Below are 18,619 nucleotides of genomic sequence, written 5' to 3'. Positions count from 1 at the left end.
ACCGGCCGGCCGCGGCGCCGGCTCCGAGCAACCGCGCGCGCCACGGGGGTTTACCCGCAGGAGAAGGAAGCTGCCGCAGGTCAGTCCGGCACGGCGATGGCACCGCTGGTGATGGCGATGGCATCGGCCGCCGCCGGCGTGGCCGCGATGGGCGGCACGTTCGCTGCGGTGATCGCGGGGGCGCTGCCCGGCGTGCCGCCGCGCGGCACGGTGCGCACCACCTGGCTGGCCGGCAGCGGCTGGCCGTTCACGAGGTGCGCGTACATGGCATCCAGCGCCCGGTTGAGGTACAGGTGCAGGGGGATGTAGCGGCTGTCGTATCCCGGCAGCGTGGCGGGCAGGCCGATGAAGGCGTCGAAATGCTGGGCGTTCGTGACTTCGATGTAGCTCAGGCGGCTGCCCGGGCCTTCCACGCGCCGGTTCAGGGCGGCGTAGGGGCGCGAGGTGTGGTTGACCGGGATGAGCGCGTCGTCGCGGCCGTGCACGATGATGGCGGGCTTGCCCTGCAGGTTGCCGGTGCGGCGGGTTTCCTCGAGGCCGGCCTGCAGGCGCCGGGCGGCCGTGTCGGTGCCCGTCACGAGGCTGCGCAGGCAGAGCGCGCCTTCCAGGTTCCAGGTGGGTACGCCCGCGGTATTGAACGAGAAGAGGTCGCGCACCGGCACGCCGCGGCTGCGGTCGTTGACGAGCTGCACGCCGGCGGTGGGCGGGATGCCGTTGCCGGTGGCGAACAGGGTGTTCGTCACCGCGGCGGGCGTGGGCTGCACCGCGCCGATGGCGGACGTGGTCGCGAAGCTGTAGCCGCACAGCCGGTCCTGGACGCTGGCGCGCGAGAGCGCGTTGGCGTAGGTGACGGCGATGGACGGCGCCACTTCGAACGCCGCGAGCGAAGCGTGCAGCGCGCCCGACTCAGGCTCCCAGCCATAGGCGGTCAGGCGCGCCAGCGCCTCTTCGGCCTGGGCGGCCGTGGTGGTGGCCGATAGCAGGCCCTGGGCCTTCAAGCCGGCACAGCGGTTGGCGGCCACCGGGAAGGCCGGGTCCGCGAAGCGGACGGCGAAGGCTGCCGCGAAAGGCGTGGAGGCCAGCGAGGGCGCGAGGGCGGCGCAGGACTGGTAGAGGTGGGCCTGGGTGGTGTAGTCGATCAGCGGAAGGCCGTTCACGGCGATGGTGCGCCCGCCGCGCTGCACGGTGACGCCCGCGTTCGCAGGCATCTGCACCGAGGGCTCCGAGACGGCCACGCCGTCGATGAGGCCCTGGGTGTCCTGCTCGGCAGCCGCGATCGCCGCGCCGCCGCCGTTCGAGAGGCTGGAGGCGATCACCGTGGTGTTGGCCGGTGTGAAGGTGCGCAGCGACTGCCCGCCCGGGGAACGGTCGCCGAAGCGCTCGTTGAGGATGTAGAACGCGAACTCGACCGCCTGCAGGGTGAAGCGGCCCCAGTCCTTTTCCGGGTTCTGCCCGGAATGCGCGTGCTTGAACGCCAGGCGCTGCGGCGTGGCCGCATTGAAGGCCGCCAGGTCGGCCGCCGACAGGCCCGCGTTGAAGGCGGCGCGCGTGCCCGCGAGCGTCGCGCTGGTGCGCGTGCCGTCGATCAGCGCGACGGTATCGGCCTGCAGGTCGTGGGGCGCGGTACCCGTGCCCTTGTCCGTGTAGGCCACGGCACAGCCGCGCTTGAGGCCCCATTCGCCCGTGGGAATGCCGCCGTAGATGCCGCGCGAGCCCGACGAGGTGGCGGTGATGATGCACGGGCGCGAGCGGTCGAAGGTATCAGGCACCTGGACCATCAGGGTGACATTGCGGCGTCCCGAGCCGTCATCCGAATAGGCGATGGCTTCCGTTCCGGCCACCATGCCCTCGCCCGCTGTCGCGCGGCCCTGGATGTCCACGTTCGGGCCGTAGAGCCGGCCGTAGCCCCCGTCGGAGGTGGTGTCCACCAGCGCCCGGTAGTTCACGTAGATGGCATTGCGCCGCAGCTCCTCCGCCGTGGGCTGGCTGCCCGCGTAGCCCGGCGGCGAATCGTCCTGCAGGCCGGAGCGGCCCAGGCCGCCGGTCAGCAGGTCGTCGCCCACGCCGTCGTAGCTGGCCTGGCGCAGGTCGTTCAGGTAGGACGGGCGGGCATTGAAGTCGTAATCGACCGATGCGCCGCTGCCCCCGCCCCCGCACGAGGAAGCGGCCAGGGCGGCGATGAGCAGGGGGGCGGTTCTGAAGACTGTCATGGGCGGAAATCTCCTCTCTGGGGTGGCCGGAGTATGAGGCTATCCGCGTCCGCCGGGAAACATCCGGCCACAGGTTCGACGCGGCACTGCCCGGCAGGCAGGGGGTTCTGCCCTTTCATACATTCCATAAATTTCAATGCGAACCATTCGCAATATCTTTTAGAATGGTGGTTTGCGAACAGTGCCCTGGTGGGGTGCCCCGGCGGACGGTCCAGTCCCCGGGGCCTGCTGTGCCGACCCCGCCAGCGCTTCCTGGCTCCCTCCCGCCGGCCCGCCTTCCAGCCCCCAGCAAGCCCCATGTCCTCGACGCCCGCCCCCCTTACCGGGCCGCAATCCCCCGCGGCCATCCCAGGCCCCTCCGATTCCCAGGCGCTTGCCGCGCCGCATGCAGAAGCGGCCCGTCCGGGCCGTGTCTGGGGATGGCCCATCGCACTGGGCATCCTCACGGCCAGCGGACTGATCAGCGCCCTGGTATCGGACGGCTGGGGCGACACCTGGTCGTGGGTCGCGCTGGGCGTGCCCGTGGCCGTGATGGGGTGGTTCGGCTGGCTGCGGCGGCGCGGTTGACCCGGTAGCCCGCACGCCGCCATCAGTCCCTGCTCCGCTTCGCCGCAGTACATCTCACCGGTCGCGGCCCTCTCACGCTTTCCTCTGCGCGCTTCGCGCTTGCCCACTCCATCCATCCCAGGCCCTCCGCCATGTTCCGCCCCCATCCCCTCGCCCTCGCCGCTTCTCTTGCCCTGCTCGGCACCCAGGCCGGCGCGCAATCCGCCGCGCCCGCCGCCACCGACACGCCAGCGCTCTCGACGGTGACCGTCAACGCCAGCGCCGATGCCTCTTCCCAGGGACTCTCGCCGGCCTACCCCGGCGGGCAGGTGGCGCGCGGCGGACGCGCCGGCATCCTGGGCACGAAGGATGCGATGGACACCCCCTTCAGCATCACCAGCTACACCAACGAGCTGATACAGGACAAGCAGGCCAAAAGCGTGGGCGAGGTGCTGCAGAACGACTCCGGCGTGCGCCTGGCCCGCGGCTTCGGCAACTTCCAGGAGGCATACTTCATCCGCGGCTTCGTCCTCGGCTCGGACGACACGGCCTACAACGGCCTCTACAGCCTGCTGCCCCGGCAATACATCGCCACCGAACTGTTCGAGCGCGTCGAAGTGCTGCGTGGCGCCTCCACCTTCCTGTCGGGCGCCACGCCGTCGGGCGGCGGCATCGGCGGCGCAGTCAACCTGCTGCCCAAGCGGGCGCCCAACGAGCCGCTGTCGCGCGTGACGGTGGGCACGGGATCGGGCGGCCGCGTCGAGACGGCGGTGGACATCGGCCGCCGCTTCGGGCCGGACGGCAGCACCGGCATCCGCTTCAACGCCGCCTACCAGGACGGCGACACTGCCGTGGACCATGAAAAGAGCCGGCTCGGCCTCGTGGCCCTGGGCCTGGACTGGCGCAGCCGCGACGTGCGCCTGTCGGGCGACATCGGCTGGCAGGACCACCGCCTGAAGGGCACGCGGCCGAACGTCTCGCTGTCCGGCGCCACCGCCGTGCCCGCCGCGCCGGATGCCTCATCCAACTTCTCCCAGCCCTGGGCGTATTCCAACGAGCGCGACGTGTTCGGCACGTTCCGCGGCGAGGTGGACCTGTCGCCCGGCGTGACGGCCTGGGGGGCCTGGGGCATGCGCCGCGGCAAGGAGGCCAATTCGCTCGCCAACCTGACGGTGACCGACGCCGCCACGGGCGCGGGCACTGCCTACCGCTTCGACAACACCCGCAAGGACCGCGTGGACACCGGCGAAGTCGGCCTGCGCGGCAAGCTGCGCACGGGCGCGGTGGGACATGAATGGGTGGCTGCCGTGTCGTACTTCGAGGCCGAGAAAGACAACGCGTACGCGATGGACTGGCGCAACACGATCGCATCCAACCTGTACCAGTACCGCCCCACGGCACAGCCCGCCTTCAGCGCCGCCACGCTCTACGGCGGCACGTTGTCCAGCCCCAACCTCACGGGCCGCACGCGGCTGCTGAGCTACGCCCTGGGCGACACGCTTTCCTTCATGGACGATACGGTGCTGCTCACCCTGGGCCTGCGCCACCAGCGGCTGGACACCTCCGATTTCGCCTATGGCACCTCCGCGCTGCTCGCCCATTACGAGCAGAGCCGCAACAGCCCCATGGCGGGCCTCGTGTTCAAGATGGCGCCGCAGTGGTCGCTCTACGGCAACTACATCGAGAGCCTGAGCCAGGGCCAGACCGCGCCGGCGACGGCCAACGGCGCGCCCGTGGCCAACAGCGGGCAGCAACTTTCTCCCTATGTCGCCAAGCAGAAGGAAGTGGGCGTGAAATACGACGGCGGCCGCCTGCGCGGTTCGCTGGCGCTGTTCAGCACCACCAAGCCCCGCGCGTACGTGGATGCCTCGAACGTGTTCGGCGCCTCCGGCAGGGACCGCCACCAGGGCGTGGAACTGGACGTGCAGGGCGAGGCCGTGCGCGGCCTGCGCCTGCTGGGCGGCGTGACGTGGCTGGACGCGAAGCAGCAGAGGACGGGCAGCGCGGCCACCGACGGCAAGCGCGTGATCGGCGTGCCGCGCCTGCAGGCCAATGCCGGCGTGGAATGGGACGTTCCCGGCGTGCCCGGCCTGGCACTGGACACCCGCGCCATCTATACCGGTGCAAGCTATGCCGACGGCGCCAACGCCCTGCGCGTGCCCGGCTGGACCCGCCTGGACCTGGGTGTGCGCTACGCCACGGAATGGAGCGGCCGCCTCGTGACGCTGCGCGCCCGCGTGGACAACGTGGCCGACCGCAACTACTGGGCCTCGTCCGGTGGCTACCCCGGCTCGGGCTACCTCGTGGTGGGCGCCCCGCGCACCTTCACGCTGAGCGCGAGCGTGGATTTCTGAGCGCGCACTTTCGCTGGAGCAGGACGACGACATGACCCCCAAAGCCCTCAGGACCTGGTCCTGGCTGCACAAGTGGAGCAGCCTGGTGTGCACCATTTTCATGCTCCTGCTCTGCCTGACGGGGCTGCCGCTGATCTTCCACCACGAGATCGGCCACCTGCTGGGCACGGAGGTCGAGGCGCCGCCGATGCCGGGGGAAACGCGCCGGGTCAGCCTGGACCGGGTGCTGGAGGTGGCGCGCGCGCAGCATCCGGACCGCATCGTGCAGTTCGCGTCGCAGGACGCGGACGACCCCAACGTGTGGTTCGTCACGCTCACGCACACGCCCGCTCCGACCACCGACTTCCGTTCGGTGGCCGTGGACGGCCGCACCGGCGCCATCCTGGCGCAGCCGCGGTTCGACCAGGGCTTCATGTATGTCATGTACAAGTTGCACGTGGACCTGTTCGCGGGGCTGCCGGGCAAGCTCTTCCTGGGCTTCATGGGGCTGCTGCTGCTGGTGGCCATCGTCTCGGGCGTGGTGCTCTACGCGCCCTTCATGCGCAAGCTGGATTTCGGCACGGTGCGCGGGCAGCGCTCCACCCGCGTGAAATGGCTGGACCTGCACAACCTGCTGGGCATCGTCACCCTGGTGTGGGCCTTCGTGGTGGGCGGCACCGGCATGATCAATACGTGGGCCGATCTGGTCATCAAGTACTGGCAGCACGACCAGCTCTCGTCGCTGCTGGCGCCCTATGCGGGCCAGCCCGTCACCCCGCAGGCCGAACGCGGCTCGCTGCAGCAATCGCTGGACGCGGCGCTGGAGCGCGCCCCGGGCATGCGCCTGTCGTTCATCGCCTTCCCGGGCACGGCGTTTTCCAGCCCGCACCACAACACCTTCTTCCTGCACGGCAGCGAACCGCTCACGTCGCGCCTCTACCAGCCCGTGCTGGTGGACGCACGCACGGCGCAGGTCACGGCCGCGCCGGAACTGCCGTGGTACCTCACGGCCCTGCTCATCTCCCAGCCGCTGCACTTCGGCGACTACGCCGGCATGCCGATGCAGATCCTCTGGGCCCTGCTGGACATCGCCACCATCATCGTGCTGGGCAGCGGGCTCTACCTGTGGCTGAAGAAGGGTTCGGGCGCCACGCAGAAGGACAAGGAAGCGGCATCGCGCCGCCAACGCGACGGGGCGCCCGAAGGCGCCCCGCTGGAACCGTCCGCGGCGCGTACCGCGGGGAACTGACCATCCAAGACGACAGCTGACAGGCCCTGGGGCGAAAGCCACCTCGGGCGCTACCAGTCAGATGGCCTCGGAGCAGGCCAGGCCAGCGGCCGCCGCGCAAGGGCCGCCCCGCCGCGCTGGCGGCGTCCCCCTTCCCACGCGCAGCGTGAAAAAAGGGGGAAGGCGCGAAGCGCCTCAGGGGGTTGCTCGCTATTTCAGGGGGTTGCCACCTGCAACCGCCGGGCCGCCCAGCCGCGCAGCAGGCGGGGCAGCACCAGCACCGCGACGACGATCACGATGAGCGCGAGCGACATCGGACGCGTCACGAATACCGACCAGCTGCCCTCGCCGATGGAGATCGCGTTGCGCATCTGCGCCTCGGCCAGCGGCCCGAGGATCATGCCGACCACCACGGGCGCGGTGGGGAAGTCGAAGCGGCGCATCATCACGCCCAGCAGGCCGATGCCGTAGAGCAGGAACAGGTCGAACGCGCTCTGGCGCATGCCGTAGGCCCCCACCGTGGCGAAGATCAGGATGCCCGCGTAGAGCTGCGGCTTCGGGATCTTGAGCAGTTTCACCCACAGGCCCACCATGGGCAGGTTGAGCACCAGCAGCATCACGTTGCCGATGTAGAGGGAGGCGATCAGCGCCCAGACCAGCGCGGCCGAACTGGTGAACAGCTGCGGGCCGGGGTTGATGCCGTAGTTCTGGAAGGCGCCGAGCAGCACGGCGGTGGTGTTGGAGGTCGGGATGCCCAGCGTGAGCAGCGGAATCAGCGCGGCCGTGACGGTGGCGTTGTTCGCGGCCTCGGGCCCGGCCACGCCTTCGATGGCGCCTTTCGTGCCGAACTCCTCGCGGTCCGCGCCCTTGGCGAGCTTCTTCTCGGTCGCGTAGCTGAGGAAGGTCGGGATCTCGGTGCCACCGGCGGGAATGCAGCCGAACGGCGTGCCCAGCAGCGTGCCACGCAGCCATGCCGGCACCGAGCGCTTCCAGTCGCGCGCCGTCATGTGGACCCGGCCCATGGGGTTGCGGGTGTCCACCTGCCGGCCTTCGTACATGGCGGCATACAGCACCTCGGCCACCGCGAACAGGCCCACGGCCACCAGCACGATGTCGATGCCGTCCAGCAGTTCGGGCTGGCCCAGCGTGTAGCGCGCGGCGCCGGAGATCTGGTCCATGCCCACGCAGCCCAGCGCGAGGCCCAGGAACAGCGCCGTGAGGCCGCGCACCGTGCTCTGGCCCAGCACCGCGCTCACCGTGGTGAAGGCCAGCACCATCAGCATGAAGTATTCGGGCGGCCCGAGCTTGACGGCGAATTCGGCCACGGAGGGCGCGAACAGCGTGACCACCACGGTGGCGATGGTGCCGGCGACGAACGAGCCGATGGCCGCCGTGGCCAGGGCCGCACCCGCGCGCCCGCTCTTGGCCATCTTGTTGCCCTCCATCGCCGTGACCATGCTGGCCGTTTCACCGGGCGTGTTCAGCAGGATGGAAGTGGTCGATCCACCGTACATGGCGCCGTAGTAGATGCCGGCGAAGAAGATCATGGAGGCCGTCACCTCCACCTTGGCGGTGATGGGCAGCAGCATGGCCACCGCCACGGCGGGGCCGATGCCGGGCAGAACGCCCACGGCCGTGCCGAGCGCACAGCCCACCAGGGCCCACAGCAGGTTGGCGGGCGTGGCCGCCGTCGCGAAGCCCTGCAGCAGGGCGTTGAAAATGTCCATCATCACAGCCACCCCGTTTGCGTGAGCCCCGGCAGGTTGATCGCCAGGAATTGCGTGAAGGCCCAGAACACGGGCGCGGAAATCGCCAGGCCGGTGAACACATCCACCGCCCAGGTGCGCGCGGCACCCGCGGCCGGCTGGCGGCCCGCGCGGCGCAGGCCCTGCACGGCCAGCACGTAGCAGATCGTGCAGCTCACGATGAAGCCCACCGTGCCGATGAGCGCGGCATTAAGCAACAGCCCGGCGGACACCCAGACGAAGGCCAGCTTGTCCGCCCGGGCCGCGCCGCCGGGTGCGCCGAGGGAGCGGAAGCCGCCGGAGGCTGCCTCCCACAGCAGAAACCCGCCGCAGACGGCGAGCACGACCGCGACCAGCCAGGGCAGGAAGTTCGGGCCCACGCCGCCGTAGCCGGCGTCGCCGGGGATCTGCAGGGCGCCCGCGGCGAGCGCCGCCGCCACGAGCAGCACGCAGCCGCCCACGATGGTCTGGGCGCGCCGGGACGGGACGGCGCCCTCGTCGCTGTCGGCTTCCGCCGCGGTAGGTGCAAGAGGCTCTGACATGATGGGTGTCCTCGGGAAAACGGCCAGGGCACGCGGGCACGCGCCACCGTGCCGTGCCAGGCGGTACGGAAAAGAAAGGGGAAACTCGGGAAGCGCGGCGGGCACGGCGCCCGCCGCGGCGGTCAGACCATGCCGGCCTTGACCATGGTGGCGCGCATGCTGGCGAACTCGGCATCCACGAAGGCGCCGAATTCATCGCCCGCGAGCCAGGCAGCGGTCCAGTCGTTCTTCTCCATGGATTCGGCCCAGCTCTTGCTCTTCGTCGCCTGGGCCACCATGTCGATGAGCGCCTTGCGCTGCGGCGCGGAGATGCCAGGAGGCGCATAGACGCCGCGCCAGTTGCCGATCTCGACGTTGATGCCCTGCTCCTTGAGCGTGGGCACGTCCGAGCCCTTCAGGCGCTGGGCCGACGTGACGGCCACCGGCACCATCTTCTTCGTGTTGATGTACTCGGCCATCTCGCTGTAGCCGCCGCCGCCGATGGTGACGTTGCCGCCCAGGATCGCCGCGACGGATTCGCCGCCCCCACGGAACGCGACATAGTTGATCTTTGCCGGGTCCACGCCCACTTCGCGCGCGATCATGGCCGCCGCGATGTGCTCGGTGGAGCCGCGCGATCCGCCGCCCCACTTCACGCTGCCCGGGTCCTTCTTGAGCTGGGCGATCACCTCGGCCATCGACTTGAACGGCGAGTTGGCAGGCAGCACGAACACGTTGTATTCGCTCGTCAGGCGTGCGATCGGCGTGGCCTGAGACAGGTTGACCGGCGGCTTGCCGGTGATGATGCCGCCCACCATGACCGAGCCCATCACCATCAGGGAGTTCGGGTCGCCCTTGGCGGAATTGACGAACTGCGCCAGGCCGATGGCGCCGGCCGCGCCGCCCTTGTTGTCGTAGGTGACGGACGAGGCCACGCCCGCGTCCTGCATCGCCTTGCCGAGCGCCCGGCCGGTGGTGTCCCAGCCGCCACCGGGGTTGGCGGGCAGCAGCATCCGGATCGCGGCCGCGGCGCGTGCCGACAGCGGCAGCGCGCCCGCGGCCGCGAGGGCCGCCAGGGATTTGAGGAAGGTATCGCGACGCATGGTTCTTGTCTCCTTGTGGTTTGGCGAACGGGGCCGATGATGCGCCCGCTTCCTGTCAAACGGCTGTCCGCCGACTCAGGGAAAACACCCATGGGTGCCATGGCCGCGCCCGGTGCTATGGTCCCGCGCATGCAATTGCTTCTCGTGGAAGACGACCCGGCCATGCAGGCCACGCTGCAGCGTTCGCTCGCGCGCCGCGGCATGGAGGTGACCGCGCTCGGCGACGGCCGGGCCGCGCTGGCACAGTGGGCGTCGCGTCCGCCCGATGCCGTGGTGCTGGACCTGTCACTGCCAGGGCTGGACGGCCTGCAGGTGCTGCAGCAGGCGCGCGCCAGCGGCCTGCGCACGCCGGTGCTGCTGCTCACCGCCCGCGGGACCGTGGGCGACCGGGTGCTGGGGCTCAATGCCGGCGCGGACGACTACCTGCCCAAGCCGTTCGACCTGGACGAGCTGGAGGCGCGCCTGCGCGCGCTGGTGCGCCGGCTGGGGGACCTGTCGGAAGCGCGGCCGGCCGCCGCGCCCTCCACGGTATCCATCGGCGCGATCCGCTACGAGAAGGACAGCGGTGCCATCTACCGCGACGGCGAGGTGATGGAGCTGACACCGCGCGAACTGGCCCTCATGCACGCCCTGCTCGCCCAGCCGGGCCACGCCGTGGCCAAGGAGCGGCTGTACGAACTGGTGTTCCCCGGGCAGCTGGACGTGCAGTACGAGGCCATCGAGGTGGTGGTGTACCGGCTGCGCAAGAAGCTGGCCGGAACCGGGCTCACGCTCATGACCCTGCGCGGGCTGGGCTACCTGCTCAGGGCGGATGCATGAGCGCCGTTCGGAGGTTGCCGCCGTGAGCCGTGGGGCGGGCCGCGCGCAGTCGCTGCGGCGGCGCCTGCTGCTGGGCATCCTGGTGCCGGTGGCGCTGTTCATCGCCTACAACACGGCCAGCCTGTATCGCCAGACGCTGTCGGCCCTGCACACGGCGTACGACCGCACGCTGCTGGCGTCCGCCAAGACGATCGGCGAGCAGATCGACGTGTCGGGATACGACGGGCAGGCGCGGTTGCGGGCCACGGTGCCCTACTCCGCGCTGGAGGCCTTCGAGGCGGACAACCAGAGCCGCATGTTCTACCGCGTGTCGGACCTGCAGGGCGGGCTGGTGTCGGGCTTCGCAGAGCTGCCGTTCTGGCACGGGCACATTCCCGCGCGGCCGCCCTATGCCGCGCTGGTGGACTTCTACGACGACGAATTCCGCGGCCAGCCGGTGCGCGTCGCCGTGCTGCTGCAGCCGGTCGCCAGCCCGACAGGCCGTGGCATGGCGGTGATCCAGGTGGCCGAAACACTGGAACTGCGCCGCACCCTCGCACTGCAGATCCTGCAGGCGACCCTCGCCCGCCAGGCGCTGCTGGCGCTGGTCGTCGCGCTCATCGTGGCGCTGGTGGTGCAGTGGGCCGTGCGCCCGGTGCGGCAGCTCAGCGAGCAGTTGCAGACCCGGCCCGAGGACGACCTGCGCCCCATCGAAGCGCCCGGCGCGCCGCGCGAGCTGCAGCCCCTGGTCGAGGCCACGAACCACGTGATGGGCCGGCTGGCGCACCTGCTGGCGCACCAGCAGCGCTTCGTGCGCGATGCCTCGCACCAGCTGCGCACCCCTTTGGCCGTGCTCAAGGTGCAGGTGCAGTCGGCACTGCGCGACGACGTCGCGCCCCGGCAGGCGCTGCTGGAAATCAGCGACACCGTGGACCGCGCCACGCAGCTCGCCAACCAGATGCTGGCGCTGGCCAAGGTGGAGCAGCTGCGCCAGCAGAGCGCGCCACCCATCACCCGCCTGGATGGTGAGCTGCGCGCGATCGCTCTGGAACTGTCGCCCCTGATCGCGCAGCGCGACCTGGATTTCGGCATCCACACGGAGGCCGCCCCCGTGCTGGCCCACGAATGGATGCTGCGCGAACTCACCCGCAACCTGCTGCACAACGCGATCCGGCACACGCCCGAATCGGGCGTGCTGTCGGTCGAACTGGTCACGGACGGGCGCCATGCGGCCCTGACGGTGGCGGACAGCGGACCGGGCATCGACGCCGAGTTGGCGCAGCGCCTGTTCCAGCCGTTCTCCGCGGGCGACGTAAGGGCTGGCTCCGGGCTGGGGCTGGCCATCTGCCTGGAGATCGTGCGGGCGCTGGGCGGGCAGATCGAGCTGTCGAACCGCATGGACGGAAGCCGCGTGGCCGGCCTCGACGCCGTGGTTCGGCTGCCGCTGGCCCCGGACGGCCACGGACCGGGTACGGAGAGGAAGAAGCCCGTGCCCTGAAGGCGGCGCAAAGAAATGCCCGCCACGGAGGGCGGGCCCAAGTCGGGCAGGCGCTACGGCCTGGTCACAGCCCGAATTCCCGGCAGGCGCCATGCGCCCGCCCGGTGCCACCGATTGTGGGCACGCCCCTTACGCACGGCTGACAGGAAGCGGCAGCCGGGGCAGCCACGTGCAGCAGCCCCGGGTCAGGACAGCCCGGCCAGGCCCGCAGCGCGCCCGGTGCTGGCCACCGCGGCCGCGATCCGGTCGAGCATGGCGTCGTCGGTGTGCGCGATGTTGAGGCGCACGTGCGAGTCGATCCTGTGGCTCGCGAAAATGGTTTCGTTGGCCACCATGACGCCATCCGCCGCCAGCGCCTGCCATACGGCCCCGGCATCGACCGCTTCTCCGGGCGACATCCACAGGTACATGCCCGCGCCCGTTGCGTTCGCCTTCCAGCCGCGTGCGCGAATCTTCGCCAGCAACGCCTTGCCGCGGGCAGCCAGCTTTTTCTGCAGCTTTTCGCAATGCTGCTCGTAGCCGCCTTCGGTGAGCAGGTAGTGCACGATCTGGTCCGTGACCAGGGAGGAATGGATCGCACTGACCGAGCGCATCAGCAGCAGGCGTTCCATGCGTTGGCTGTTCGCCACCAGGAAGCCCGACCGCAGCGCCGGCGCCGCGGTCTTCGAGAAGCTACCGATGTGGATCACCCGCTCGAAATGGTCCAGCGCCGCCAGGCGCGCCGTCTCGCCCAGGCGGCTGCGCGGCAGCAGGTCGCCATAGGTGTCGTCATCCACGATCCACATGTCGTGCTGCTCAGCGAGCTTGAGCAGCTGGTGGGCCTTGCGCGGCGACAGGCTGGTGGATGTCGGGTTCTGGAGCACCGAGCTGCAGAAGAACGCCTTCGGCTTGTATTTCTCGCACAGCTCCGCGAGTTGCTCCAGGTCCGGACCGTCCTCCAGGCGCCGCACGCGCAGTATCCAGATGCCGCTGGCCATCAGGCGCTGGGTATGGATGAACGATGCCGGCTCTTCCAGCACCACGTACTGGCCCTGGTAGAGAAACGACCAGACGACGAGATCCAGCGCGTCGGAGGCACCCGCCGTGGTCATGATCTGGTCGGGCGCGGCATCGATGCCGGCCATGCGCAGCCTGGTCACCAGGGCTTCGCGCAGCGGCAGCCACCCGCGGCGGTCCGCATACTCGGCCAGGCCCAGGTGCGCTCGTGCAGCCAGCGACCGCAGGGCACCGGACAGTGCTTCGGTGCCGATCCACTCGGCGGGCAATGTGCCGAGTGCGGAGTCTCCTTCCGGCCCGGCGGATTGCAGCAGGTGGTCCCAGGAATTCAGTGCCGGCGGCCCGTTCCATCGCGGGGGCGAAGCGGGCTTGCCCACTTGCAGGGCCTGGGGCGAGACGTAGAAGCCCGAGCCACGGCGTGCCTCCAGGTAACCCGCCGCCGCCAGCTTGTCGTAGGCCCGCAGAACGGTTTCATTGCTGATATCCATGCTGGCTGCCATCGCGCGCACGGATGGCAGCCGCTCCCCGACAGCCAGCGCCCGGCTTTCGATCCGGCCCCTGTATTCGTTGAAGATCCGGTCGATGAGTGCTCCGCTGGCGCGGGCAGCCTGCGGTGCAGCCTGTTTTTTCTGCGACTTGGGGCCCGGCTTCGGATTGGGGGAGGCTGGCATGGATGGAGCGCTGTCGGAAGGATGGAGATGTGGAGGGGTCCGCGGATGATAGACCGCCGCAGCGCCGGCAGGGCCGCAGCCTGAAACTGATACGTACAGTCAGCCCCTCGATGACGCACCAGTACAGGGCGAACATCTTCCTTGCAGCACCGCTGCCACCACATGGTGCGCCATTCCGCACCTCTTCGGCGCGCGCACCTGCCCTTGGCCAGCCCATCCGTACATACCCCGATCCCGTGCACCGGGCGAAGTGTCACAATAAACTGTACCAAACACTTTTCCGGCACGGAATCCACCCAGGAGCAGCCACCGGAATGGACGACCGCCTGGCCGTTCACGCCACATGGAAAGCGTATGGAACACTAATTGCATCTGTTGAGAGCGATTTCGCCAACCATGTCCCTCCAGAGGATTCCCGCCATGTTGTCCACCACGTCCCCGATGCTCCGCCCGGCTCCTTTCCGCTCCACCGCCGTCTGCGCCGCCCTCGCCCTCGCACTGCCGGCGGCCGTGCATGCCCAGCAGCAGGCACAACCTGCCGCGGTCGCGCAGGCCGGTGCGCAGCGGGACTTCTCCATTCCCGCGGGCCCCCTCTCGGCCACGCTGCAGGCGATCTCCAGGATCAGCGGCAAGCGCGTCCAGTTCGAGGAAGCGGACGTGAAGGGCCTGCAGGCACCCGCGATCTCCGGACAGACCAGCGAACAAGGCGCCGTCCAGGCCGCCATCTCGGGCAGCGGCCTGACCATGAACACCGGCCCGGACGGCTCGATCCGCGTCTTCGTGCAGCAACTGGCGGCCGTGGCCGTCACCGCCAAGCGCGACGAGGCGGAGACGGGTTTTCGCGCGTCCAGCTCCTCCACCGCGACGCGCGGCGGCGCCGACCTGCTCGACGTGCCGCAGTCGGTCACGGTGCTGACGGCCAAGGTGCTGGAAACCCAGCAGTCGGCCACGGTCGAAGAAGCGCTGCGGAACGTCGCCGGCGTGGTGGTGCAACCCGCCACGCAGGGGGCCAGCGGTTTCAGCATCCGCGGCTTCGGCACGAGCGCCTCCACGCTGTCCAACGGGTTGAGCGATCCGAACTCCTACAAGACCAACATCGCCGGCGTGGAACGCATCGAAGTCCTCAAGGGCCCGCAGGCCCTGCTTTCCGGCGCCAATGGACTGGGCGGCACCCTGAACATCGTCACCAAGAAACCGACGGCCGAGCGCATCCGCGACGTGTCGGTCAGCTACGGCAGCCATGCCGAACGCACCGGCACCATCGACCTGGCCGGCGCGATCAACGACAGCAAGGAATTCAGCTACCGCCTGATCGGATCGGCGACGCGTGCCGGCGGCAGCTCCGCGGGCTACGACGGACGCTCGCAGACCTATGGATTGGGAGAGGTGCGCTGGAAGACCGCGGACACGGATTTCATCGCCGGCGTGTCGGCCGACAAGTCGCGCTCGGTACTGGACAGATACACGGTGGCGGTCCGGGGCTACATCGAGCCCTCCCCGCCGACCCTTCCCGGGAACCGGAGCGATGGCATCGACGCCGAAACGCACTCGGTGTTCTATACGCTGCAGCACTCCTTTTCGGACGCACTGCAGTTCAACAGCCGACTGCAACGTGTGAGCACCGACCTGGATGTGGCCGTGTGGACGCCCCAGTTCCCCATCAGCGCTCCCAACCTGCTGCTGAACTACAGCGGCACCATGAACCGGTCGAACCAGACCACCACCAGCGGTGACCACTACCTGAGCTACAAGTTCAAGACCGGCCCTGTGGAGCAACGCCTGGTGGCCGGCATCAACCACAGCGACTACAGCTTCGACCAGACCCAGTACACGGGCCCGAATCTGGCCGTGCGCTTCGACCAGCCCACGCAATACCCCTTCCCGGCACTCGTGCGCAACGACGGCACCCGTGCCTACCGCAGCTACTCGCCGCAGGAGCAGCGGGGCCTGTACCTGCAGGACACCCTGAAATGGGAGCAATGGACGCTGGTGGCGGGCCTGCGCCACACGAGCCTGGACACCGGCCCCGGCATCGTCACCCAATATACGAATCCCCCCACGCCCGACATGACGTCGGCCAAAAGATCGTTCAGCAAGAACACCGTCAATGCCGGGCTGATCTACAACCTGGACTGGAACACGTCGATCTACGCCAGCTACGCCGAAGGCTTCTCGCCGCTGTTCTCGGACCTGAATATCTGCGGCACCAATTCGGCGTCCACCCCCCCTACCCTGTCGAAGAGCAAGGAACTGGGCATCAAGAGCAATGTGGAAGACCGCTTCTCCTGGTCGGCCGCCGTGTTCCAGATCGACCAGGTCAACCTGCTGCGGCGCAACCGCCCGCTGAACTGCAACGACCTGATCGAGGGGCAGCGGTCACAGGGCGTGGAACTGGAGGCGGCAGGCAGACCCATGCGCGGGCTCAACCTCATCTTCAACTATTCCTACAACAAACGCAGGAGCATGGTCGATCCGGCGGCGCGTCCGGGCGTGGGGCCAGACAGCCAAGCCAGCCTGTGGAGCACCTACGACTTTCAGTCGGAGCGGCTGCGCCACTGGAGCCTCGCCTTCGGCATCAGCGCCTGGAGCGATGCCCCGCTGGGACTCACCGACACGGCTACGCGCTCGCCCGGTGGCGCCCGGATCGATGCCGGCGTCGCCTACACGCAGCCGGAATGGTCGCTGCGACTGGGCGTGAAGAACCTGGCGAACCGCACACTGTATGGCTTTTCCACGTCGGCCACGTACGTGCCGGTCTATGACAAGCGCACGTTCATGCTGACCTACCAGCGCAAGCTCTGACCATGAACGTCCACCACCACCGACCGCGCCTTCGCGACCTGATCCTGCCCTACTGGACTTCCCGCGAAAGCTGGCGGGGCTGGATCCTTCTCGCGGCCCGGCTGGTGCTCATGTTCACCAGCGTGTACGTAGCCATCTGGGCCAACCAGCTGTCGGGCCAGGTGGTGGATGCGCTGGTGAAGCGGGATTGGGACGATATCTGGCGCAGCCTGGGCCTGTCCTGGATCGCCGGCATGCTGGCCATGCTCGTGTCGATGGTGCTTCTGTTCGCGATCACGGAACTGCAGCAGTACGAATGGCGCACCTCCATGACGCGCTGGCTTGTGGACGCCTGGACCCGCCGGCGGACGTACTACGCCATCGAGCGGGACGGATGCCTGGACAACGCGGACCAGCGCATCTCGCAGGATGTCCCCCGGTTCATCGAACTGACGCTATTCATGTTCCTCAACCCCATCCACGTGGTGGTATCGGCAGTGTCCTTCACCGTCGTCCTCTGGAACCTGTCCGGCACGCTGCACTTCACGCTGTGGGGCATCGACTTCGCCATTGCCGGTTACATGGTCTATCTGGTCTATGCGTATTCGGCACTCTCGCTGCTGATCTCGCACTTCACCGGCCGTCCGCTCATCGACCTGTTCAACCGCCGCCAGACCGTCGAAGCCAATTTCCGCTACCGCGGCATGCAACTGCGGGAGAACGCCGAGCAGATCGCCTTCTACGACGGCGGTGCGCAGGAGAAGCTGCGGCTGGACGATTCCTTCGAAGAAGTACGGTCCAACTGGCGGGACATCATCGTGCGCAACGTCAAGATGATCCTGGCGCGCGAAACCTATACGACGACTTTTTCATCCCACCTCCTGCCGACGGCAGCGGCGCTGCCCCGCTATCTCTCGGGCGCCATCACGATGGGCGACGTAACGCGCGTGGGCGGCGCGTTCAGCGCCGTCAGCAGCAGCCTGGCCTTCTTCAGCCATGCGTACGTCACCTTCACCGAATGGTGGGCCCTGGGCAACCGGCTGCGCGATCTGCTGGGTGTCATCCAGGAGGTCAACGAGCGACCAGCTGGCATTCATGTCGCGCGCGTTCCGGGCGACGCCATCGCAGCGCAGGACATCGCACTGCGCAGGCCGAACGGCGAACCGCTCGCCTCCATCCCCGCGCTGTGCATGCGCCGCGGCGAGCGCTGGCTGGTGCGCGGCACCTCGGGCGCCGGCAAGAGCACGCTGCTGCGCGCGGTGGCGGGCATCTGGCCTTACGGCGAGGGCGGCATCCAGCAGCCGGACGGTGCGCGGCTGATGTTCCTGCCCCAGCGCAGCTACATCCCGCAGGGCACGCTCAAGGCGGCCCTGTGCTATCCAGGCCAACCCGAGGACTTCGACGACGAACGTGTGCGCCAAGTGCTGCATGAAGTGCGGCTGCCGGCGCTGGCCGACCGGCTGTACGACAGCGACCGCTGGCAGCAGAAGCTCTCGGGCGGCGAGCAGCAGCGGCTGGCGATCTGCCGTGCGCTGCTGCACCGGCCCGACTACCTGTTCCTGGACGAGGCGACCAGCGCCCTCGATCCGGACACCGAGCGGGCGCTCTACCAGGCGCTGCTGCACGCGCTGCCGGGCAGCACCCTGATCAGCGTGGCGCACCGCGAATCGCTCATTTCCTACCACGACCACGTGCTGGACCTCACGCCGCGCAGCCGTGAAAGCGGCAGCCATGACGGCGATCGGCTCGATGGCAGCGACGACGACGCGAAGCCCGCGCCGAAGCCCGCCTGAATCCGCCTGCGGCCTCTCTTCCTCACCGTTCTTTCTCCTCTTCGCCACTCACAGAACCGAACCATGTCTTCGCAAGTCATCCCCCTCACCAACGCGACCTTCTCAGAACACGTCCTCCAATCCTCCGGCCCCGTCCTCGTGGATTTCTGGGCCGAATGGTGCGCTCCCTGCAAGCAACTGCTGCCCATCGTGGACGACATCTCCGAGGAATACGCGGGCGAAGCCCGCATCTGCAAGATCAATGCGGACGAAAACAAGGACACCGCGCAGCAGTTCCAGGTGCGCGGCCTGCCCACCATGATCCTCTTCGTGGACGGGAAGGAGAAGGCCCGCCTCGTGGGCCTGGTCTCCAAGACGCGCATCGCCCAGATCATCGACGAAGCCCTGGAAGCCTGA

13 protein-coding genes are annotated in these 18,619 nt (G+C 69.0%); 8 read left to right on the top strand and 5 right to left on the bottom strand.

The genetic code is table 11. From position 1 onward, the window contains the following. Positions 1-80: 80 nt before the first annotated feature. Positions 81-2,210, bottom strand: coding sequence for a D-(-)-3-hydroxybutyrate oligomer hydrolase (locus tag ACAV_RS11320; RefSeq protein WP_013594713.1), 2,130 nt, complete (start codon positions 2,208-2,210; stop codon positions 81-83). Positions 2,211-2,507: 297 nt separating this feature from the next. On the opposite strand from ACAV_RS11320, the gene ACAV_RS11315 reads away from it, so the two are divergent. From ACAV_RS11315 to ACAV_RS11305, 3 genes are all read left to right on the top strand, one after another. Continuing rightward, a complete protein-coding gene (locus ACAV_RS11315) occupies positions 2,508-2,777 on the top strand; it encodes a hypothetical protein (protein ID WP_013594712.1) in 270 nt (89 codons plus the stop codon). Positions 2,778-2,908: 131 nt separating this feature from the next. Further along, complete coding sequence (locus ACAV_RS11310) at positions 2,909-5,110, top strand: TonB-dependent receptor (RefSeq protein WP_013594711.1); 2,202 nt, start codon at positions 2,909-2,911, stop codon at positions 5,108-5,110. Positions 5,111-5,141: 31 nt separating this feature from the next. Then, positions 5,142-6,338: a PepSY-associated TM helix domain-containing protein gene (locus ACAV_RS11305; protein ID WP_013594710.1), complete on the top strand. Its 1,197-nt coding sequence runs from the start codon at positions 5,142-5,144 to the stop codon at positions 6,336-6,338. A gap of 194 nt (positions 6,339-6,532) precedes the next feature. Here the strand turns inward: ACAV_RS11305 and ACAV_RS11300 are convergent, their stop codons facing one another. The 3 genes from ACAV_RS11300 to ACAV_RS11290 all read right to left on the bottom strand — a co-directional run bounded on the left by ACAV_RS11300 (position 6,533) and on the right by ACAV_RS11290 (position 9,686). Continuing rightward, positions 6,533-8,044: a tripartite tricarboxylate transporter permease gene (locus tag ACAV_RS11300; protein WP_041829171.1), complete on the bottom strand. Its 1,512-nt coding sequence runs from the start codon at positions 8,042-8,044 to the stop codon at positions 6,533-6,535. A gap of 2 nt (positions 8,045-8,046) precedes the next feature. Continuing rightward, positions 8,047-8,604, bottom strand: a complete 558-nt coding sequence (locus tag ACAV_RS11295; protein WP_013594708.1) for a tripartite tricarboxylate transporter TctB family protein — start codon at positions 8,602-8,604, stop codon at positions 8,047-8,049. Positions 8,605-8,726: 122 nt separating this feature from the next. Then, the gene (locus ACAV_RS11290; RefSeq protein WP_013594707.1) at positions 8,727-9,686 is read right to left on the bottom strand and encodes a Bug family tripartite tricarboxylate transporter substrate binding protein; all 960 of its coding nucleotides are present in this window, start codon (positions 9,684-9,686) and stop codon (positions 8,727-8,729) included. Between the two features lie 129 nt (positions 9,687-9,815). On the opposite strand from ACAV_RS11290, the gene ACAV_RS11285 reads away from it, so the two are divergent. Then, positions 9,816-10,505 (top strand): response regulator transcription factor, encoded by a 690-nt coding sequence (locus ACAV_RS11285; protein WP_041829170.1) that lies wholly within the window; start codon positions 9,816-9,818, stop codon positions 10,503-10,505. Next, complete coding sequence (locus ACAV_RS11280) at positions 10,498-11,982, top strand: sensor histidine kinase (protein WP_013594705.1); 1,485 nt, start codon at positions 10,498-10,500, stop codon at positions 11,980-11,982. The genes ACAV_RS11285 and ACAV_RS11280 overlap by 8 nt, the downstream gene beginning before the upstream one ends. Before the next feature lie 185 nt (positions 11,983-12,167). On the opposite strand, the gene ACAV_RS11275 is transcribed toward ACAV_RS11280, so the two are convergent. Continuing rightward, positions 12,168-13,649 carry an aminotransferase-like domain-containing protein gene (locus tag ACAV_RS11275; protein ID WP_013594704.1) on the bottom strand — a complete coding sequence of 494 codons (1,482 nt, stop codon included), beginning with the start codon at positions 13,647-13,649 and terminating at the stop codon, positions 12,168-12,170. 420 nt (positions 13,650-14,069) lie between these two features. Between ACAV_RS11275 and ACAV_RS11270 the strand changes: the two genes are divergently transcribed. The 3 genes from ACAV_RS11270 to trxA all read left to right on the top strand — a co-directional run bounded on the left by ACAV_RS11270 (position 14,070) and on the right by trxA (position 18,619). Further along, the gene (locus ACAV_RS11270; protein ID WP_013594703.1) at positions 14,070-16,451 is read left to right on the top strand and encodes a TonB-dependent siderophore receptor; all 2,382 of its coding nucleotides are present in this window, start codon (positions 14,070-14,072) and stop codon (positions 16,449-16,451) included. A gap of 2 nt (positions 16,452-16,453) precedes the next feature. Continuing rightward, positions 16,454-18,223, top strand: a complete 1,770-nt coding sequence (locus ACAV_RS11265; RefSeq protein ID WP_013594702.1) for an ABC transporter ATP-binding protein/permease — start codon at positions 16,454-16,456, stop codon at positions 18,221-18,223. A gap of 63 nt (positions 18,224-18,286) precedes the next feature. Beyond that, positions 18,287-18,619 carry a thioredoxin gene (trxA, locus tag ACAV_RS11260; RefSeq protein ID WP_013594701.1) on the top strand — a complete coding sequence of 111 codons (333 nt, stop codon included), beginning with the start codon at positions 18,287-18,289 and terminating at the stop codon, positions 18,617-18,619.

Source organism: Paracidovorax avenae ATCC 19860 (genome assembly GCF_000176855.2).
In the GTDB taxonomy this organism is placed as follows: Bacteria; Pseudomonadota; Gammaproteobacteria; order Burkholderiales; family Burkholderiaceae_C; genus Paracidovorax; species Paracidovorax avenae.
The sequence above is the reverse complement of the archived record's forward strand: the minus strand, read 5'-3'. Positions and strand labels throughout refer to the sequence as shown.